The 15,626-nt window shown below is 58.9% G+C and carries 15 protein-coding genes; 7 read left to right on the top strand and 8 right to left on the bottom strand.

The genetic code is table 11. The annotated features are described in order from the left end of the window. Positions 1–30: 30 nt before the first annotated feature. From B9Z40_RS13605 to folC, 3 genes are read right to left on the bottom strand one after another with little or no spacing between them, the layout of a single operon-like run. Positions 31–525 carry a CvpA family protein gene (locus B9Z40_RS13605; RefSeq protein WP_100173917.1) on the bottom strand — a complete coding sequence of 165 codons (495 nt, stop codon included), beginning with the start codon at positions 523–525 and terminating at the stop codon, positions 31–33. A 1-nt stretch (position 526) separates the two neighbouring features. Then, a complete protein-coding gene (locus tag B9Z40_RS13600) occupies positions 527–1,297 on the bottom strand; it encodes an SPOR domain-containing protein (protein ID WP_369823460.1) in 771 nt (256 codons plus the stop codon). Positions 1,298–1,327: 30 nt separating this feature from the next. Next, positions 1,328–2,617 (bottom strand): bifunctional tetrahydrofolate synthase/dihydrofolate synthase, encoded by a 1,290-nt coding sequence (folC, locus tag B9Z40_RS13595; protein WP_100173915.1) that lies wholly within the window; start codon positions 2,615–2,617, stop codon positions 1,328–1,330. A 48-nt stretch (positions 2,618–2,665) separates the two neighbouring features. On the opposite strand from folC, the gene B9Z40_RS13590 reads away from it, so the two are divergent. From B9Z40_RS13590 to argG, 4 genes are all read left to right on the top strand, one after another. After that, positions 2,666–3,010, top strand: coding sequence for an arsenate reductase (locus B9Z40_RS13590; RefSeq protein WP_100173914.1), 345 nt, complete (start codon positions 2,666–2,668; stop codon positions 3,008–3,010). Positions 3,011–3,101: 91 nt separating this feature from the next. Next, entirely contained in the window at positions 3,102–3,779 is a 678-nt protein-coding gene (locus tag B9Z40_RS13585; RefSeq protein WP_100173913.1) for a glycine zipper 2TM domain-containing protein, read from the top strand. Between the two features lie 130 nt (positions 3,780–3,909). Further along, positions 3,910–4,227, top strand: a complete 318-nt coding sequence (locus tag B9Z40_RS13580) for a pyrimidine/purine nucleoside phosphorylase (protein WP_100173912.1) — start codon at positions 3,910–3,912, stop codon at positions 4,225–4,227. Positions 4,228–4,246: 19 nt separating this feature from the next. Beyond that, entirely contained in the window at positions 4,247–5,587 is a 1,341-nt protein-coding gene (gene argG, locus B9Z40_RS13575; protein ID WP_100173911.1) for an argininosuccinate synthase, read from the top strand. A 330-nt stretch (positions 5,588–5,917) separates the two neighbouring features. Here the strand turns inward: argG and murB are convergent, their stop codons facing one another. Further along, positions 5,918–6,970, bottom strand: coding sequence for a UDP-N-acetylmuramate dehydrogenase (gene murB, locus B9Z40_RS13570; protein ID WP_100173910.1), 1,053 nt, complete (start codon positions 6,968–6,970; stop codon positions 5,918–5,920). A gap of 40 nt (positions 6,971–7,010) precedes the next feature. Here murB and B9Z40_RS13565 point away from each other — a divergent pair, with 40 nt between their 5' ends. Then, positions 7,011–7,496 carry a YajQ family cyclic di-GMP-binding protein gene (locus B9Z40_RS13565; RefSeq protein WP_100173909.1) on the top strand — a complete coding sequence of 162 codons (486 nt, stop codon included), beginning with the start codon at positions 7,011–7,013 and terminating at the stop codon, positions 7,494–7,496. A 12-nt stretch (positions 7,497–7,508) separates the two neighbouring features. Here the strand turns inward: B9Z40_RS13565 and B9Z40_RS13560 are convergent, their stop codons facing one another. From B9Z40_RS13560 to B9Z40_RS13545, 4 genes are read right to left on the bottom strand one after another with little or no spacing between them, the layout of a single operon-like run. Continuing rightward, a complete protein-coding gene (locus B9Z40_RS13560; RefSeq protein WP_100173908.1) occupies positions 7,509–8,261 on the bottom strand; it encodes a 2OG-Fe dioxygenase family protein in 753 nt (250 codons plus the stop codon). 20 nt (positions 8,262–8,281) lie between these two features. Next, positions 8,282–9,301 carry a methionine synthase gene (locus tag B9Z40_RS13555; RefSeq protein ID WP_100174086.1) on the bottom strand — a complete coding sequence of 340 codons (1,020 nt, stop codon included), beginning with the start codon at positions 9,299–9,301 and terminating at the stop codon, positions 8,282–8,284. A 29-nt stretch (positions 9,302–9,330) separates the two neighbouring features. Further along, a complete protein-coding gene (locus tag B9Z40_RS13550; RefSeq protein ID WP_199172570.1) occupies positions 9,331–10,344 on the bottom strand; it encodes an LLM class flavin-dependent oxidoreductase in 1,014 nt (337 codons plus the stop codon). Beyond that, positions 10,341–12,059 (bottom strand): long-chain fatty acid--CoA ligase, encoded by a 1,719-nt coding sequence (locus B9Z40_RS13545; protein ID WP_100173907.1) that lies wholly within the window; start codon positions 12,057–12,059, stop codon positions 10,341–10,343. The genes B9Z40_RS13550 and B9Z40_RS13545 overlap by 4 nt, the downstream gene beginning before the upstream one ends. 234 nt (positions 12,060–12,293) lie before the next feature. Between B9Z40_RS13545 and B9Z40_RS13540 the strand changes: the two genes are divergently transcribed. Together B9Z40_RS13540 and B9Z40_RS13535 are read left to right on the top strand one after the other, a co-directional pair. After that, positions 12,294–12,944 (top strand): response regulator, encoded by a 651-nt coding sequence (locus B9Z40_RS13540; RefSeq protein WP_100173906.1) that lies wholly within the window; start codon positions 12,294–12,296, stop codon positions 12,942–12,944. A gap of 142 nt (positions 12,945–13,086) precedes the next feature. Next, complete coding sequence (locus B9Z40_RS13535; protein WP_100173905.1) at positions 13,087–15,285, top strand: OsmC domain/YcaO domain-containing protein; 2,199 nt, start codon at positions 13,087–13,089, stop codon at positions 15,283–15,285. Positions 15,286–15,626 lie beyond the last annotated feature (341 nt).

The following is a 15,626-nucleotide window of genomic DNA, read 5'->3' as shown; positions in this document are numbered from 1 at the left end:
CCGTTCAAAAATCGAATCGCTCTGACAAATTCAGGGCAAATATTCCACGAAAGTTTGGGGCAACATGGGCTTCAAACCCGTGAGCAAAACTTGCAGCCACACCGGTCCCTGGGCCGTCGCCCACCAAGCGTCACGCGACACACCGGTCAACTGCAGCACCACGGTCAAAGCCAGCAGCAACACCACGCCCCGCGCCAAGCCAAACAAAGCGCCCAAAGTCCGGTCCACAGGGCGCAAGCCCACGGTTTCCACCAGCTTCTTGATCAACCAAGACAAGAACCCAGCCGCAAACAACGTGGCGACAAAGACCACTACAAAAGCGACCGCATACTGAATGGACTCGGGCGCACTCTGAATCATGGGCAACCAAGCGACCACATCGGCGGCCAGCCACTGGGCCACCACAAATGCAGCCACCCAGCCCGCCAAAGACAAGACCTCATAAACCAAACCGCGCCAAAGCCCCACCACCATGGACGAGAGCAATGCGCCCAGCAAAACCCAATCGGTGAGGCTGACCGCCATGTCAGATCTTCAAGAATGAAACAGGCAAGTCGAGCTTGCGAATTCGAGCAGCGACTTTGTCTGCTTCTTCTTTGGTCTCGTAGGGGCCTACACGTATGCGGATGGTGTTTTTGCCATCTTTTTCCACTGTCTGGGTGTAAGTTTTCACGCCCGCTTGCTCCAGCTTGCTGCGCACATCGCGCACTTTGGCGGTGTCGCTGAACGCACCCACCTGAATCACCAAACGTCCGGCAGAAGGTTTGGCTGTTTTGCCCTCCAGCAAAGCCTGGGCTTTGTTGCCATCGTCTTTGGGCTTGGCCGCAACGACTGGCTTGGGCTCTTGTTTGACCACTGCAGGTTTTTCAGGGGCTTTTTCAGCGATTTTTTCAGCGGGAGGGGTTTCTTTGACCGCTGCTGGCTTAGGCACCGGCACCGGAACAACCGAAGCTGCTGGTAAAACCACCTCTTCGCGGGCATCCAAGCTGGCTTGAGCAGAGACCGCCTCAGGCGAAGGCGAAGGTGCAGGCAACAAGGGCTTGGCAGGGGCCTGCGAGGCGGGCAAAGGCACGGCACTGGTCAAAGGCGGCGTGCTTTGGCGGTCAGGAATCACAATGGGCGTGTCAACCGCAACAGGTCGTGGCTGGGTGTCAAACAGCAGCGGAAATCCCACCACCGCCACCAGCACCAGCACCACGGCCCCCATCAAACGGTGTCGCGCACGGCGACGGACCACCTCGAGGTTTTCATTGGGGCCAGGTGCCGCGGCTTCTGTTGAAGCGGTTTGAGCTGGCATTCGAAACTTGAAAAAGGCCATAACGGGTGCTCACGGGGCGAGGTGTTTGGCTTGCAGACGCGGGGTGCCGTCTCTCAAAACACCGCCCACGGTATAGAAGGAGCCAAAGACAACAATTCTATCAGCCGGGTCTGCCGCATCGATGGCTGCCTGGAGGGCCAGCATGGGCTCTGCATGAACGCTGGACGAAGTATCTGTGCGGGTGTTTTGCGCCTGCCAGGCCTGCTGCAAATCGGCTGCTTTGGCGGCTCGGGGCAAGGGCAAATCGGTGAAGTACCACTTGTCCACCATCGGATTGACCTTTTGCAGCATGGGCAACAAGTCTTTGTCGGCCATCGCCCCCAACACCGCGTGGGTGGTGGGGTAAAAACCCATCGCATCCAAATTGACCGCCAGCGCGGCCACCGAATGCGGGTTGTGCGCCACATCGAGCACCAAAACCGGCTGCCCTGGCACGATCTGGAAGCGCCCGGGCAGCTCCACCATGGCCAAACCGTTGCGCACGGCCTGCGCGGTGACGGGAATGCGCTGGCGCAAGGCGTCCAGCGCCGCCAACACGCCCGAAGCGTTGATCAATTGATTGGCCCCGCGCAGAGCCGGGTAGGCCATGCCACTGTATCGGCGGTCACGCCCAGCCCAAGCCCACTGCTGCTTGTCGCCTGAGAAATTGAAATCTCTGCCAAAAAGCCAAATATCCGAACCTAAGGCGGCTGCATGGTCCAAAACGCTTTGGGGTGGCACCGGGTCGCTCACGATCACTGGACGTCCGCCTCTCATGATGCCGGCCTTTTCAAAACCAATGCTCTCGCGGTCTTTGCCCAAAATGGCGGTGTGGTCGATGTCGATGCTGGTGATCACGGCGCAATCGGCGTCGATGATGTTCACGGCATCCAGGCGGCCGCCCAAACCCACCTCCAAAATCGCCACGTCCAGCTTGGCGCTGGCCATCATGTGCAGGATGGCCAAGGTGCTGAACTCAAAATACGTGAGGCTGACATCACCCCGCACGGCTTCCACAGCGGCAAAAGCATCGGCAAATACCTCAGCCGATGCCGATTCGCCATGCAAGCGGCAGCGTTCTTCAAAGTGCACCAAGTGCGGTGAGGTGTAAACACCCGTGCGGTAGCCCGCTTGCAGCAGCACTGCTTCGAGCATGGCGCAGGTCGAGCCCTTGCCATTCGTGCCCGCCACGGTGATGACGGGGCAGTCAAAACGCAGATTCATGCGATCGGCCACGGTTTTCACGCGGTCCAGGCCCATGTCAATGGCCACGGGGTGTAACTGCTCGCACCAGTCGAGCCATTGCTGTAGAGTCTTCATGGCGGCGATTGTCGCCCAGTCCTGTCCCTTTCTTTTCCGGTTTGAGCTATGCACCCGATTGTTTACGGCATCCCCAATTGCGACACTGTCAAAAAAGCCCGGACTTGGCTGGCCGCCCAAGGCCTGGAGGCCACTTTCCACGATTTCAAGAAACAAGGCGTGCCAGAAGCTGAACTGAACACTTGGCTGGCCGCCGTGGGCTGGGAAACCCTGCTCAACCGCAAAGGCACCACTTGGCGCAAGCTCGACCCAGCGGTGCAAGCGGGTGTGACCGACAGCGCCTCGGCCAAGGCGGTGATGCAAGAACACGCCAGCACCATCAAGCGGCCTGTCGTCGCATGGCCTTCCGGCAAGATCACGGTGGGCTACACACCCGAACAGTGGCCGCTTTGACACGCTGGTCACAAATCTTTACTTTTCAAAACGTGTGGCTTGGATCTGACCGACTTACACTCAATTGATCTACTCCCAATTCGCAAAAATCATGAAAACTTGGATCACCACCAGTGCTTTGCTCCTTTCGGCTTTGGGCGCACACGCTCAGGAAATCGGACAAGTGGTTTCGCGCACACCGGTTTACCAACAGGCTGCTGTGCCGCGCCAGACCTGCACCCAAAGCCCTGCGGTGGCTCCGGCCCAAAACTCAGGGGGCGGTGCCCTCATCGGCGCGATTGCTGGCGGGCTGATCGGCAGCCAACTGGGTGGACGAGACAGCAAAGGCCTCACGGCCATGGCAGGTGTCATTGGTGGTGCCATGTTGGGTGACAAAGCCGAAAGCCAGGGCAACGCCCCGCAGCCCACCACCACCTGCACCACACAAACCGTCTATGAAAACCGCTTGGTGGGCTACAACGTGGTCTATGAATATGCGGGCAAGCAATACAACGTGCAGCTGCCCCAAGACCCCGGCCCCACCATTTCACTGCAAGTCACGCCCTTGAGCGCCCCCCGCTCCGAGGCGCCAGTTGAAACTTACTATTCGGCAGCACCCTCAGTGACAGAAACGGTCACCGTCATCTCCGAGCCGCGCGTGGTTTACGTGCCCAGCCCGGTTTACCGCTATTACCCGCCCAGTTACACAAGCATCAACCTGGGTTGGAGCGGAGGGCACCGTTATGGCCCAGCCTACAACCCGGGTTTCAGGCACGGTGGTTGGCGCTGAAAGGGCAAGACAAAAGCTTCCCACTGTGGCCGACTGGCCTAAAATGCTGGCTTGATTTGCCTTCAAGGGCGTCTTCAGACGCCCTTTTTTATTTGATGCGGAACCATTCCGCCCCTTTAAAGCCCCATCCATGACCACCCAAACCATCGACGGCGTCTCCGTCAACACCCAAGCCAATGTTTACTTTGACGGCAAATGCGTCAGCCACGGCCTGACCCTGGCCGACGGCACCAAACTGTCGGTGGGCGTGATCCTGCCCGCCACGCTGACCTTCAACACCGGCGCACCCGAGATCATGGAATGCGTGGGCGGCTCCTGCGAATACAAGCTCGACGGCAGCACCGAGTGGGTCAAGTCCAGCGCGGGCGAAGAATTCAGCATCCCCGGCAACTCCAAGTTCGAGATCCGCGTGACCGAGCCTTACCACTACATCTGCCACTTCGGTTGAACTCGCAGAACGAAACGATATGAGCACCATCCTGCAAAACCTGCCCAAAGGGCAAAAAGTCGGTATCGCCTTCTCGGGCGGCCTGGACACCTCTGCCGCCCTGCTGTGGATGAAGCAAAAGGGCGCCCTGCCCTACGCCTACACCGCCAACTTGGGCCAGCCTGACGAGTCGGACTACAACGAGATTCCCCGCAAAGCGATGGAATACGGCGCAGAAAAAGCCCGCCTGGTCGACTGCCGCACCCAACTGGCCCACGAAGGCATTGCCGCGATCCAGTGCGGCGCTTTCCATATTTCAACCGGTGGCATCACTTACTTCAACACCACGCCATTGGGCCGCGCCGTCACGGGCACCATGCTGGTGGCCGCCATGAAGGAAGACGACGTCAACATCTGGGGCGACGGCAGCACCTTCAAGGGCAACGACATCGAGCGCTTTTACCGCTATGGTTTGTTGACCAACCCAAGCCTGAAGATCTACAAGCCTTGGCTCGACCAGCTGTTCATCGACGAGCTGGGTGGCCGCGCCGAAATGAGCGCTTTCATGACCGCCAACGGCTTTGGCTACAAGATGAGCGCCGAAAAGGCCTACTCCACCGACAGCAACATGTTGGGCGCGACCCACGAAGCCAAAGACCTGGAAAGCCTGCAAAGCGGCATGAAGATCGTCAACCCCATCATGGGCGTGGCGTTCTGGAAGCCCGAAGTTGAGGTCAAGGCCGAAGAAGTGAGCGTGCGCTTTGAAGAAGGCATGCCCGTAGCACTGAACGGTGTGGAATACGCTGACCCGGTCGAGTTGTTCCTCAAAGCCAACGAGATTGGCGGCCGCCACGGCTTGGGCATGAGCGACCAGATCGAAAACCGCATCATCGAAGCCAAGAGCCGCGGCATCTACGAAGCCCCCGGCATGGCGCTGCTGCACATCGCTTACGAGCGTTTGGTCACCGGCATCCACAACGAAGACACCATCGAGCAGTACCGCATCAACGGCCTGCGCCTGGGCCGTTTGCTGTATCAAGGCCGCTGGTTCGATCCACAGTCCATCATGCTGCGCGAAACCGCCCAGCGCTGGGTGGCACGCGCCGTGACCGGCACCGTGACGCTGGAACTGCGCCGTGGCAACGACTACAGCATCCTGAACACCGACAGCCCCAACCTGACCTACGCGCCAGAGCGCCTGAGCATGGAAAAAGTGGAAGACGCGCCGTTCAGCCCGCTGGACCGCATTGGCCAGCTGACCATGCGCAACCTCGACATCGTCGACACCCGCGCCAAGCTGGGCATCTACGCGCATGCTGGTTTGTTGTCAGTGGGCGATGGCCCGCACATCTACAAGCTCGAGGGCAACGGCAAGAAGTGATTTCTGCTGAGCTCCATTAAAAAAACGGCCTTCGGGCCGTTTTTTGTTGTCTTAACTTGCTCTGTGGTGTTTTCCGCCTTGTCAGGGCGGCCAGCCGGCCAGCCTCATAACTCGCTTCGCTCGCAAAATCGGCTGGTCCGGCTGGCCGCCCTAACAAGGCTACGCCGGTTGAAAAACAGCACGACTGGGGTGACTTCAGCGGCGCAGCGCCAGAGTGGGGCCTGCGCGGATCGGCCGATTTAGCGAGCGAAGCGAGTTATGAGGCCGACCGCGTAGGTCCCACCCCGGTGCGGAACATTGGCGCAACAAAGAACCAAAAACGCAAAGCCGTCAAATCACCACCGGCTCAGGCTCCAGCCGAATTCCAAACCGCTCGTACACACTGGTCTGGATGGCTTTGGCCAAGGTCATTACCTCGCCACCGGTGCAGGGGTTCTCGCGCCCGCCCCGGTTGACCAGCACCAGCGCCTGTTTTTCATAGACGCCAGCGTGGCCCACGGTTTTGCCTTTCCAGCCGCAGGCGTTGATCAGCCAGCCCGCCGCCAGCTTGATGCTGCCGTCGGGCATGGGGTAATGCACCACCTTGGGGTCGCGGGCGATGATGTCGGCGCATTGCTCAGGCGTCACCGTAGGGTTCTTAAAGAAACTGCCCGCGTTGCCGATCACAGCCGGATCGGGCAGTTTGGCGCGGCGGATCGCCACCACCCAGTCAAAAATCTGCTGGGCATCGGGGTTGTGGATGCCGGTCTCGGCCATCTTGCGCTCCAAGTCCAGATAACCCAGCTCAGGTTTCCAGCGCTTGGGCAGCGCAAAGCGAACGCGCAGGATGACCGCCCGTCCCGAAAGGCCCAAACCCTCTGGACCGCTCGAGACATGTTTGAACACCGAGTCACGGTAACTGAAGCCGCACTGCGCTGCGTTCAGGCTGAACAGCTCACCGGTGAAAAGGTCCATGGCGTCGAGTGAATCGAAGCGGTCTTGCAGCTCAACGCCATAAGCACCAATGTTTTGCACGGGGGAGGCACCCACGGTGCCAGGGATCAGGGCCATGTTTTCCAGACCCGGGTAACCGTTGTCCAGCGTCCACGCGACCAAGGCGTGCCAGTCCTCGCCAGCGCCAGCCTCTATCACCCAGTTTTTGTCCGTTTCTGACGCCAAACGCATGCCCGGCACCTCGACTTTGAGCACCAGCGCTTTGACGTCGCCCGTCAAAACAATGTTGCTGCCGCCGCCCAGCACTTGCCGGGGCAAAGTGGCCAAAGCGGGGTCGGCCAGCACGGCCAAAAGGTCGGCCTCGGTGTGCACCCGCACCAAAGCTTGGGCCTTGGCGGCGATGCCGAACGTGTTGTACGGCTGCAGGGGGACATTTTTCTCCAGGTTCATGGGAGAATTGTCGCATTCTCAACCTCGGATATTTCCTGCCATGCCCTCGTTTGATACCGTTTGCGAACCCAATATGGCCGAAGTGCGCAACGCCGTTGACACTTCTGCCAAAGAAATCGGCACCCGCTTTGACTTCAAAGGCACATCGGCCAAGATCGAGCTCAAAGACAAAGAGATCACGATGTTCGGTGATGCCGAGTTTCAACTGACACAAGTCGAAGACATCCTGCGCAACAAACTCACCAAGCGCAGTGTGGACGTGCGCTTTTTGGACATTGGCAAAGTCGAAAAAATCGGCGGCGACAAGGTCAAGCAAGTGATCAAGGTGAAAAACGGCATCGAGACCGAAGATGCCAAGAAAATCACCAAACTCATCAAAGAAAGCAAGATCAAGGTGCAAGCCTCGATACAAGGCGATGCGGTGCGTGTGACCGGTGCCAAGCGCGACGACTTGCAAGAAGCCATGGCGCTGTTGCGCAAGGACATGACCGAGTTGCCTCTGTCCTTCGACAACTTCAGGGATTAAAGTGCTCTGAATTCAGGCCTTGGGTGTGGGCTGATCCAAAAAACCCTCTGAGCGCAAAGTGACCACCAAGGTGTCACGCCATCCACCCGGTTGTTCGGGCTGGATGGGCGTGGTCTCGTGGATCACACGGGTATCGTCCAACAACAACACCGACCAAGGTTCACTCAAGGTAAAGCGCTGGCCTCGCGGGCTGTCCATGTCAAACACCCGCGTTTCGCCGCCTTTGATGCCGTGGCGGCCTACCAAAAACACTGCCACCCAATTCACGCCATCGCGGTGCGCACCCTCGGGTGTGGGGCGGCCAATGCCGTCGGTCGTGTCGATGCGGAACTGGTGCGCTTCGGTGAACCAGGTCTGATCGCCCTGCGCTTTGGAAGCCACCCGGCCCAACCAGCACAACAATTGCAACCAAGCCGCTTGCTGCACCACTTCAGTGGCCATGGGCTCAAACCAGCGCTGCATGCCGCCGTGCAAGGCGTTGTAGGACAGGGGCTGCCAATGGGCCCGGTGTGGGGTGGCTTGGGCCATGTCGCCCGTGACCTCAAAGCTCGCATGGCGCCTGCGGCGGTAGCGCCCACCGTCCTTCAGGTACTGGTCGGGTGGCAAGTCGTGCCAACTGAGCTCCAGCGCCTGCAAGGCGTCAAGCGAGACACCCGCCAAAGCGCAAACGCTGGCAGACCCCAGCACCGCAAACCCTTGGTCCGCCAGCGTGGCGTTCAGCAGGTCGGGCGATGTCAGTGGGGGCTGCAGCAGTTGTTGGGGCATGAACGTCTCGGTTTTCAGTTTCAGGCGTAGCGTTGGCTGGCCAGCTTGGCCCCTTCGGCCAGGGCCTTGAGCTTGGCCTCGGCCACCGCGCGGCTCATCGGAGCCAGACCGCAGTTGGTGCAGGCGATCAGGCGGTTCTTGGGCACAAACTGAAGCGCACGACCGATGGTGTCAGCGATTTCTTCGGCGGTTTCGATGGCCGGGTTGGCCACGTCGATCACGCCGACCATCACGTCTTTGCCTTCCAGCAGCTTCATCATCTCCATCGGCACATGCGAATGCATGCACTCCAGGCTCACTTGCTGGATGCTGCTCTTGGCCAATGCTGGGAAGACTTTTTCGTATTGACGCCACTCTTGGCCCAGCGTCTCTTTCCACTTGTTATTCGCTTCGATGCCGTAGCCGTAGCAAATGTGAACCGCCGTGGTGCAGGTCAGGCCGCGCGCGGCCACTTCAAGCGCCTTGACGCCCCAGTCGGCCGCGTCGTCCATGTAGACGTTGAAAGCCGGCTCGTCGAACTGGATGATGTCCACGCCGTCAGCTTGCAGCGCCAGCGCTTCTTGGTTGAGCAACTCGGCAAAGGCCATCGCCATCTTGACCTTGTCGCCGTAAAAACGGTCGGCCACGGTGTCCACAATCGTCATCGGGCCGGGCAATGTGAATTTCAGTTTTTTCTTGGTGTGGGCACGGGCCAGTTGAGCTTCAAAAGCGTGCACACGGCCCTTCAGGCGCAGCGGCGCGATGACTTGCGGCACTTGCGCGTCGTAGCGGTTGTTGCGGATACCCATGGTGACTTTGTTCACAAAGTCGATGCCCTCGACCTGCTCCACAAAGCCGTGCACAAAGTGCTGGCGGGCTTGTTCGCCGTCGCCGATCACGTCCAGGCCCGCGTCTTCCTGGGCCTTGATCCACAGCAGCGTGGCGTCGGCTTTGGCTTGCTGCAGCTCAGGGCCCTGGGTGGTCCACTGGGGCCAGAGTTTTTCGGTTTCGGCAAGCCAAGCGGGTTTGGGCAAACTGCCAGCGATCGCAGTGGTGAACATCAGGATTTCCTCGGGTGAAAAAAACAAAGTCAGGAGTGTGCCGCAAGTCCAAATTCTTGGGCCAACAATTCATAAGATCGGCATTGTGCCGCAGGGTCATGCGTCCAGGTGATGACCACCAGTTCATCGACTTCCAGCCGTGCCGCCAGTTGGCGCAGTTTGCGGCCCACCGTGGCCGCTGAGCCGATCAGGGCGGAATCCCGCAGGCGATCGAGTGCAAACTGCTCAGCGGGGCTGTAATCCCGCGCCGCCTCTTCTGGCGGTAACAAAGGCCCGATGCGGCCCAAGTTGCGGTCCATCTTCCAGCGGGCTCGGCTTTCAAACAGGCGAAGCGCCTCTTCGTCGGTGTCGGCGGCCAAGGCCCAGAGGCACAAAGCGGCAGAGGGCTTGGCCAGACTTGCACTGGGGCGGAAGGTCTCGCGGTAGATTTGCAAGGCCTCGTCAGCGCCCTGCCCGTCGGTGATGAAATAGGCAAACGCATAGGGCAGGCCCAAATGCGCTGCAAGCTGAGCGCCATAGTCGGAGCTGCCCAACATCCAAACGTCTGGCGAGGTCTCCGACTGGGGGTAGGCGTAAACGTTGTGCCCTGGGTGGCCCGGGGGCAAATTGCGCCCACTCACCCAGGCCTGCAGCTCCATGACCTGTTGAGGAAAGCGCTCCGAAGCGTTGCGGTCGGGGTTGAGCAGCTGGGCCGTGCGGCCGTCGCTGCCCGGCGCACGCCCCACACCCAGATCAATGCGTCCGGGGGCCAGCGCATCGAGCACCCGAAACTGCTCGGCCACTTTGAGCGCCGAGTAATGCGGCAGCATGACGCCCGCACTGCCCAGACGAATGCGCTGCGTACGCGCCGCAATGGCGGCCATCAAGACCTCGGGCGCAGTGCCCACAATGCTCGGATGGCTGTGGTGCTCGCTCACCCAAAAGCGGTGGTAGCCCCAGGCCTCGGCCTTTTCGGCCAGCGCGAGAGTTTGGCGGATGGTGGCGTCTTGGCCGAGTCCGGCAGCTGCGGCAGATTGGTCAAGGACAGAAAGTTTCAGGCTCATGGGGTTTTGGTTTCGGTGCTCAAAGCGGCCATTTCGGCCTCTTGCAATGCCCGCCACATGACTTTGCCGCTGCCGCTCTTGGGCAAGGCATCGACAAAACTCACAGCGCGAGGCATTTTGTAAACCGCCATGTTCTCACGGCACCAGTCGATGATGTCTTGCTCGCTGACAAGGCCTTGTTGACCTTGGCGCAAAACCACCACCGCCTTGACCGACTCACCACGGTAGGCGTCTCGGGTGGCAATGATGCAGGCCTCCTGAATGGCCGGGTGGCGGAACATCAGGGCCTCCACCTCGGCGGGCCAAACCTTGAAGCCACTGGCGTTGATCATGCGCTTCAAGCGATCGGTCATGAAGAAGTAGCCCTCTTCATCGACACGGCCCATGTCGCCGGAGCGGAAGAAGCGCAGGCCATCGCGCTCAAAGAAGGCGTCTGCCGTGGCATCGGGGCGTTTCCAATAGCCCTTGAAGACTTGAGGGCCACAAATCACAATTTCACCCGACTCGCCCGGTGGCAACTCGGCCAAGGTCTCGGGGTCCACGATGCGCGACTCGACGCTCATGAACGGAATGCCCAAACACTGCTTCTTGGGCGCATCGGGCGGGTTGGTGTGCGAGGGGGCCGCCGTCTCCGTCAAGCCATAACCCTCCACGTAACGCAGGCCAAACTGGTCCAACAAGCGCTGGGCCACAGCTTCGGGCATGGCAGCACCACCACCGCCGATGTAGACCAGGCTGTTCAGGTCATAGCGGTCCATGTTCGGGCTGCCCAGCAAGTCGATCACCATGGTGGGGATGTTGGTCCAGTGGGTCACACGCCATTTGGAGATCAAATGCCCCGCCACATCGCGGTCCCAGCGCGGCATGATGACCAAGCTGGCCCCCAACAAGATGCTGGTGTGCATCACGCTGACCATGCCGGTGATGTGGAACATGGGCACCACGCACAGCGTGACGTTCTCCGGCGTGCCGTTGCCCCACAAGCCGCTGGCCATGGCGTTGTGCATGAGGGTGCCGTGGGTGTGCATGCACCCCTTAGGCAAGCCCGTCGTGCCACTGGTGTAAGGCAGCACAGCCAAGTCATCAGGCTTGGCTTGTGGTGGCGGCAAATCTGCGGCAGGCGCGGCCATCAACTGGGCCCAAGCATGCACATGGCCCGAGGACAAAGTGGGCAAATCCCTGACCGGCAACAGCCAAGGCCGCCAAGCCTCAGGCATGTCTTCGGAGCCCACGGTTTGGGCATCGAACACATCGGTGAACTGGGTCACCACCAAGTGCTTCAAGCGCAGCTCAGGGGCCAACGCGGCGCTGGCCTGCGCCAGCTCCGGGGCCAAATCGGCGGTGGTCACGGCCACGCGCGTGTCGGGGTCGGTGATGTAGTGCTTGAGCTCTTCGGCCCGGTTCATCGGGTTGACGGGCACCACCACCGCATCGATGCGCAAAATAGCAAAGTGGGTAATCACCAGCTGCGGGCAGTTTTGCATGTCCAAGACCACGCGATCGCCAGCATTTACGCCCAAAGCTTTGAGCTGTCCTGCCAACTGCTCGGCATGGGCCATCAATTCTCGGTAGGTCCAGACTCGGCCCATGAAGACCAACGCCGCTTTTTCGGGATAGCGCAGGGCGCTGATGGCCAAGTTCATCCAGAGCGAGGTGGCAGGGGGCGTGATCTTGGCGGGCAAACGAACAGGCCAAACAGCAGCATGGGCGGGCATCGACAGTCTCCAGGTGTTATTTCAATCCATGTTAATCCTGCTCCGGCTTGGCTTGTCTTGGTACTTTGTCACGGCGGAGACCACACAAACCGGTCATGACAAGCACGCAATCCTTGAAATGGGCACCAGCACAACCCAAACGAGCGGTAAGAAGCGGGATTATTTTATTTTTTAAGTATTTTTAAGATCGCTTAAACATCGATTTTTATACTTTTATTACTAAAATAAACCACCATGCAAACAAACACCACACCTGACACCCCTGAAGACTACTGCGGCACCACCTATGCAGCCAAGCTGCTGGGGCTGTCGGTCGGTACGATTCAAACCTTGGTCGAAAAAAATGAGCTGCAAGCTTGGAAAACGCAAGGAGGGCACCGCAGAATTTCGATGCCCTCCATCCGTGAGTACCAGCGCAAGCACAACATGTTGACCATCCACACCGAACCGCGTGACACCCGCTTGCGCGTTTTATTGGTGGAGGACGATGCCGTCACACGCGAAATGCTGCGCGGTTACTGCAACCGGTCCACCATGCCCGTCGATTGCACAGCGATGGCATCAGGCTTGGAAGCCTTGATTGACATCGCCAGCATCAAACCCGACGTCTTGATCACCGATTTGGACATGCCCGGCGTCGATGGTTTTGAACTGCTGCGCACCCTGCGCCAAAATCCGAATTTCAACCGAATGACCACCTTGGTGTTGTCTGCGCTGACTTCCGAGGAAATTGAAAGCCGTGGGGGCCTGCCCGAAGGCAGCATCTTCATGGCCAAGCCCATCAACATGGACTGGTTCAACGGGTTTTTCACCGCGTTTTTGGCAGGTCGTTACGCCGAAGCGCATACCCACGAGGCCAGCAAAACAGGGCCACCTGCTGAATAAAACAACCCATAAAGTGCGGCGGCCAACTCGGCCGCTTTGCACGGCTGGGGCAGTTTTGGTTGACTGGGCTTTTATACTGGGCATCAAAGTGGCAGCCAAAAACGGCTGCCACATCTTTTTTGCCCCCCTTTAGACAGCGCCCATGGAAATCAAGGTCAACTTTCTCGACAAACTTCGCCTTGAAGCCAAGTTCGATGACTTCACCGTCGTGGCCGACCAGCCGATCCGCTACAAAGGCGATGGCTCGGCCCCGGGCCCCTTCGATTATTTTTTAGCCTCATCGGCTTTGTGCGCGGCTTACTTTGTGAAGCTGTATTGCGACACCCGCAAAATTTCCACAGAAAACATCCGCCTGTCGCAAAACAACATCGTGGATCCGGAGAACCGGTACCAACAGATTTTCAAAATTCAGGTGGAGTTGCCAGCCGATATTTCGGAAGTCGACCGCCGGGGCATTTTGAATTCGATCGAGCGCTGCACGGTCAAGAAAGTGGTGCAAGCCGGACCCGAATTTGTCATTGAAGAAGTCGAGAACCTGGACGCCGATGCGCAGTCCTTGCTCACGCTCAAACCGAGCGCTGATGGCAGCACCTTCATTGCAGGCAAAGACCTGCCGCTGGAGCAAACCATCGCCAACATGTCGGGCCTCTTGGCGGGCTTGGGCATCAAGATTGAGATCGCTTCGTGGCGCAACATCATTCCCAATGTGTGGTCACTGCACATCCGCGATGCGCACTCGCCCATGTGCTTCACCAACGGCAAAGGCTCGACCAAAGAAAGCGCGTTGGCATCGGCACTGGGCGAATACATCGAACGGATCAGTAACAACCATTTCTATGCGGGCGCCTATTGGGGCGAAGACATCGCGAACGCGGCCTTTGTGCATTACCCCAATGAACGCTGGTTCAAGCCAGGCAAAAAAGACGCGCTGCCCAAAGACATTCTGGATGCCTACTGCCTGCCCATTTACAACCCCGATGGCGAACTGCGTGGCTCGCACCTGATCGACACCAACTCGGGCAACGCGGCGCGCGGCATCTGCGCGCTGCCCTATGTGCGCCAGTCGGATGGCGCGGTGGTGTATTTCCCGTCCAACCTGATTGAAAACCTCTTCGTCAGCAACGGCATGAGTGCGGGCAACACATTGGCCGAAGCGCAAGTGCAATGCCTGTCCGAGATTTTTGAGCGTGCCGTCAAACGTGAAATTCTGGAAGGCGAGATTTGCTTGCCCGATGTACCGCAACACGTCTTGGCCAAATACCCCAGCATCTTGGCGGGCATCCAAGGACTGGAAGAACAAGGTTTCCCGGTGCTGGTGAAAGATGCTTCCTTGGGCGGAACCTACCCCGTCATGTGCGTCACGCTCATGAACCCGCGCACAGGCGGCGTGTTTGCATCGTTCGGTGCGCACCCCAGCCTGGAAGTGGCGTTGGAGCGCAGCCTCACCGAGTTGCTGCAAGGCCGCAGCTTTGAAGGCCTGAACGATTTACCGCCGCCTACCTTTGAGAGCAACGCGGTCACCGAACCCAACAACTTTGTCGAGCATTTCATCGACTCCAGCGGCATCGTGTCGTGGCGCTTCTTCAGCGCCAAGGCGGATCACGAATTTGTGGAATGGGATTTTTCTGGCCAAGGTGAGAACGCCAATGCCGAGGAAGCCGCCACCTTGTTGGGCATCCTCAAAGACATGGGCAAAGAGGTTTACACCGCTGTGTACGACCAGTTGGGCGCCGTGGCTTGCCGCATTCTGGTGCCAGGTTACTCCGAGGTTTACCCCGTCGAAGACTTGGTCTGGGACAACACCAACAAGGCCTTGCTGTTCCGCGAAGACGTCTTGAACCTGCACCGCTTGGACGATGCCCGCTTGTCTGCCTTGCTGGACCGCTTGGAGAACAACGAGCTCGATGAGTACTTGGACATTGCCACCTTGATCGGCATTGAATTTGATGAAAACACCGAGTGGGGACAACTGACGGTGCTGGAGTTGAAGCTGCTAATCCATTTGGCCTTGCAACAGTTAGAAGAAGCCCAAGAGCTGGTGGGAGCCTTCTTGCAGTACAACGACAACACGGTCGAGCGCAAATTGTTTTACCAAGCCATGAACGTGGTGCTGGAAGTGCAACTCGATTCCGACCTGGAACTCGCCGATTACGAGCACAACTTCCGCCGAATGTTTGGCAACGATCGGATGGACGCGGTCATCGGCTCAGTCGACGGCACCGTGCGCTTTTTTGGACTTGCGCCCACCAGCATGCAACTGGAAGGTCTGGACAGGCACCACCGACTCATGGACAGCTACAAAAAGCTGCATGCAGCGCGTGCGCTTGCGCGTAAAGCTTGAAAGAGTCCCAAAGTACTGTTGCCAGACCTTGCGATGGCAAAGAAAAAAGGCCAACCGGTGACGGTTGGCCTTTTCAGGTTTGGTGGTGGGGCGTAACCACTGCGCAAAGAGCCTCAGAGTAGCCCCGGCGGGCCTCATCTAGTTCCTGCGAACAATCCCCAATCCAGTGCCGTCCCCCAATGGGAACGCCTCCATCGAATGCGTCCAATTCTACAAAATTGCGGACGGCGGTTCAAATCCGTAAATCGCAATTGAACCGGCGTCTGCGGGTCGAAACCCGACACTCTCTCGCAAGAGAGCAAAACGCAATTAGTAATCCACCCAGCTCAATAGCATCTGTG

The sequence above is a fragment of the Limnohabitans sp. 15K genome, assembly GCF_002778285.1.
Taxonomy (GTDB): Bacteria; Pseudomonadota; Gammaproteobacteria; order Burkholderiales; family Burkholderiaceae_C; genus Limnohabitans_A.
The sequence above is the reverse complement of the archived record's forward strand: the minus strand, read 5'-3'. Positions and strand labels throughout refer to the sequence as shown.

What these genes read in the sequence shown, in the direction of transcription:
- B9Z40_RS13580 (WP_100173912.1), top strand. Translation starts at nt 3,910, where the DNA reads ATGACCACCCAAACCATCGACGGCGTCTCCGTCAACACCCAAGCCAAT.
- B9Z40_RS13565 (WP_100173909.1), top strand. Translation starts at nt 7,011, where the DNA reads ATGCCCTCGTTTGATACCGTTTGCGAACCCAATATGGCCGAAGTGCGC.
- B9Z40_RS13605 (WP_100173917.1), bottom strand. Translation starts at nt 525, where the DNA reads ATGGCGGTCAGCCTCACCGATTGGGTTTTGCTGGGCGCATTGCTCTCG.
- B9Z40_RS13535 (WP_100173905.1), top strand. Translation starts at nt 13,087, where the DNA reads ATGGAAATCAAGGTCAACTTTCTCGACAAACTTCGCCTTGAAGCCAAG.
- B9Z40_RS13540 (WP_100173906.1), top strand. Translation starts at nt 12,294, where the DNA reads ATGCAAACAAACACCACACCTGACACCCCTGAAGACTACTGCGGCACC.
- argG (WP_100173911.1), top strand. Translation starts at nt 4,247, where the DNA reads ATGAGCACCATCCTGCAAAACCTGCCCAAAGGGCAAAAAGTCGGTATC.
- B9Z40_RS13545 (WP_100173907.1), bottom strand. Translation starts at nt 12,059, where the DNA reads ATGCCCGCCCATGCTGCTGTTTGGCCTGTTCGTTTGCCCGCCAAGATC.
- folC (WP_100173915.1), bottom strand. Translation starts at nt 2,617, where the DNA reads ATGAAGACTCTACAGCAATGGCTCGACTGGTGCGAGCAGTTACACCCC.
- B9Z40_RS13555 (WP_100174086.1), bottom strand. Translation starts at nt 9,301, where the DNA reads ATGTTCACCACTGCGATCGCTGGCAGTTTGCCCAAACCCGCTTGGCTT.
- B9Z40_RS13590 (WP_100173914.1), top strand. Translation starts at nt 2,666, where the DNA reads ATGCACCCGATTGTTTACGGCATCCCCAATTGCGACACTGTCAAAAAA.
- murB (WP_100173910.1), bottom strand. Translation starts at nt 6,970, where the DNA reads ATGAACCTGGAGAAAAATGTCCCCCTGCAGCCGTACAACACGTTCGGC.
- B9Z40_RS13550 (WP_199172570.1), bottom strand. Translation starts at nt 10,344, where the DNA reads ATGAGCCTGAAACTTTCTGTCCTTGACCAATCTGCCGCAGCTGCCGGA.
- B9Z40_RS13585 (WP_100173913.1), top strand. Translation starts at nt 3,102, where the DNA reads ATGAAAACTTGGATCACCACCAGTGCTTTGCTCCTTTCGGCTTTGGGC.
- B9Z40_RS13560 (WP_100173908.1), bottom strand. Translation starts at nt 8,261, where the DNA reads ATGCCCCAACAACTGCTGCAGCCCCCACTGACATCGCCCGACCTGCTG.
- B9Z40_RS13600 (WP_369823460.1), bottom strand. Translation starts at nt 1,297, where the DNA reads ATGCCAGCTCAAACCGCTTCAACAGAAGCCGCGGCACCTGGCCCCAAT.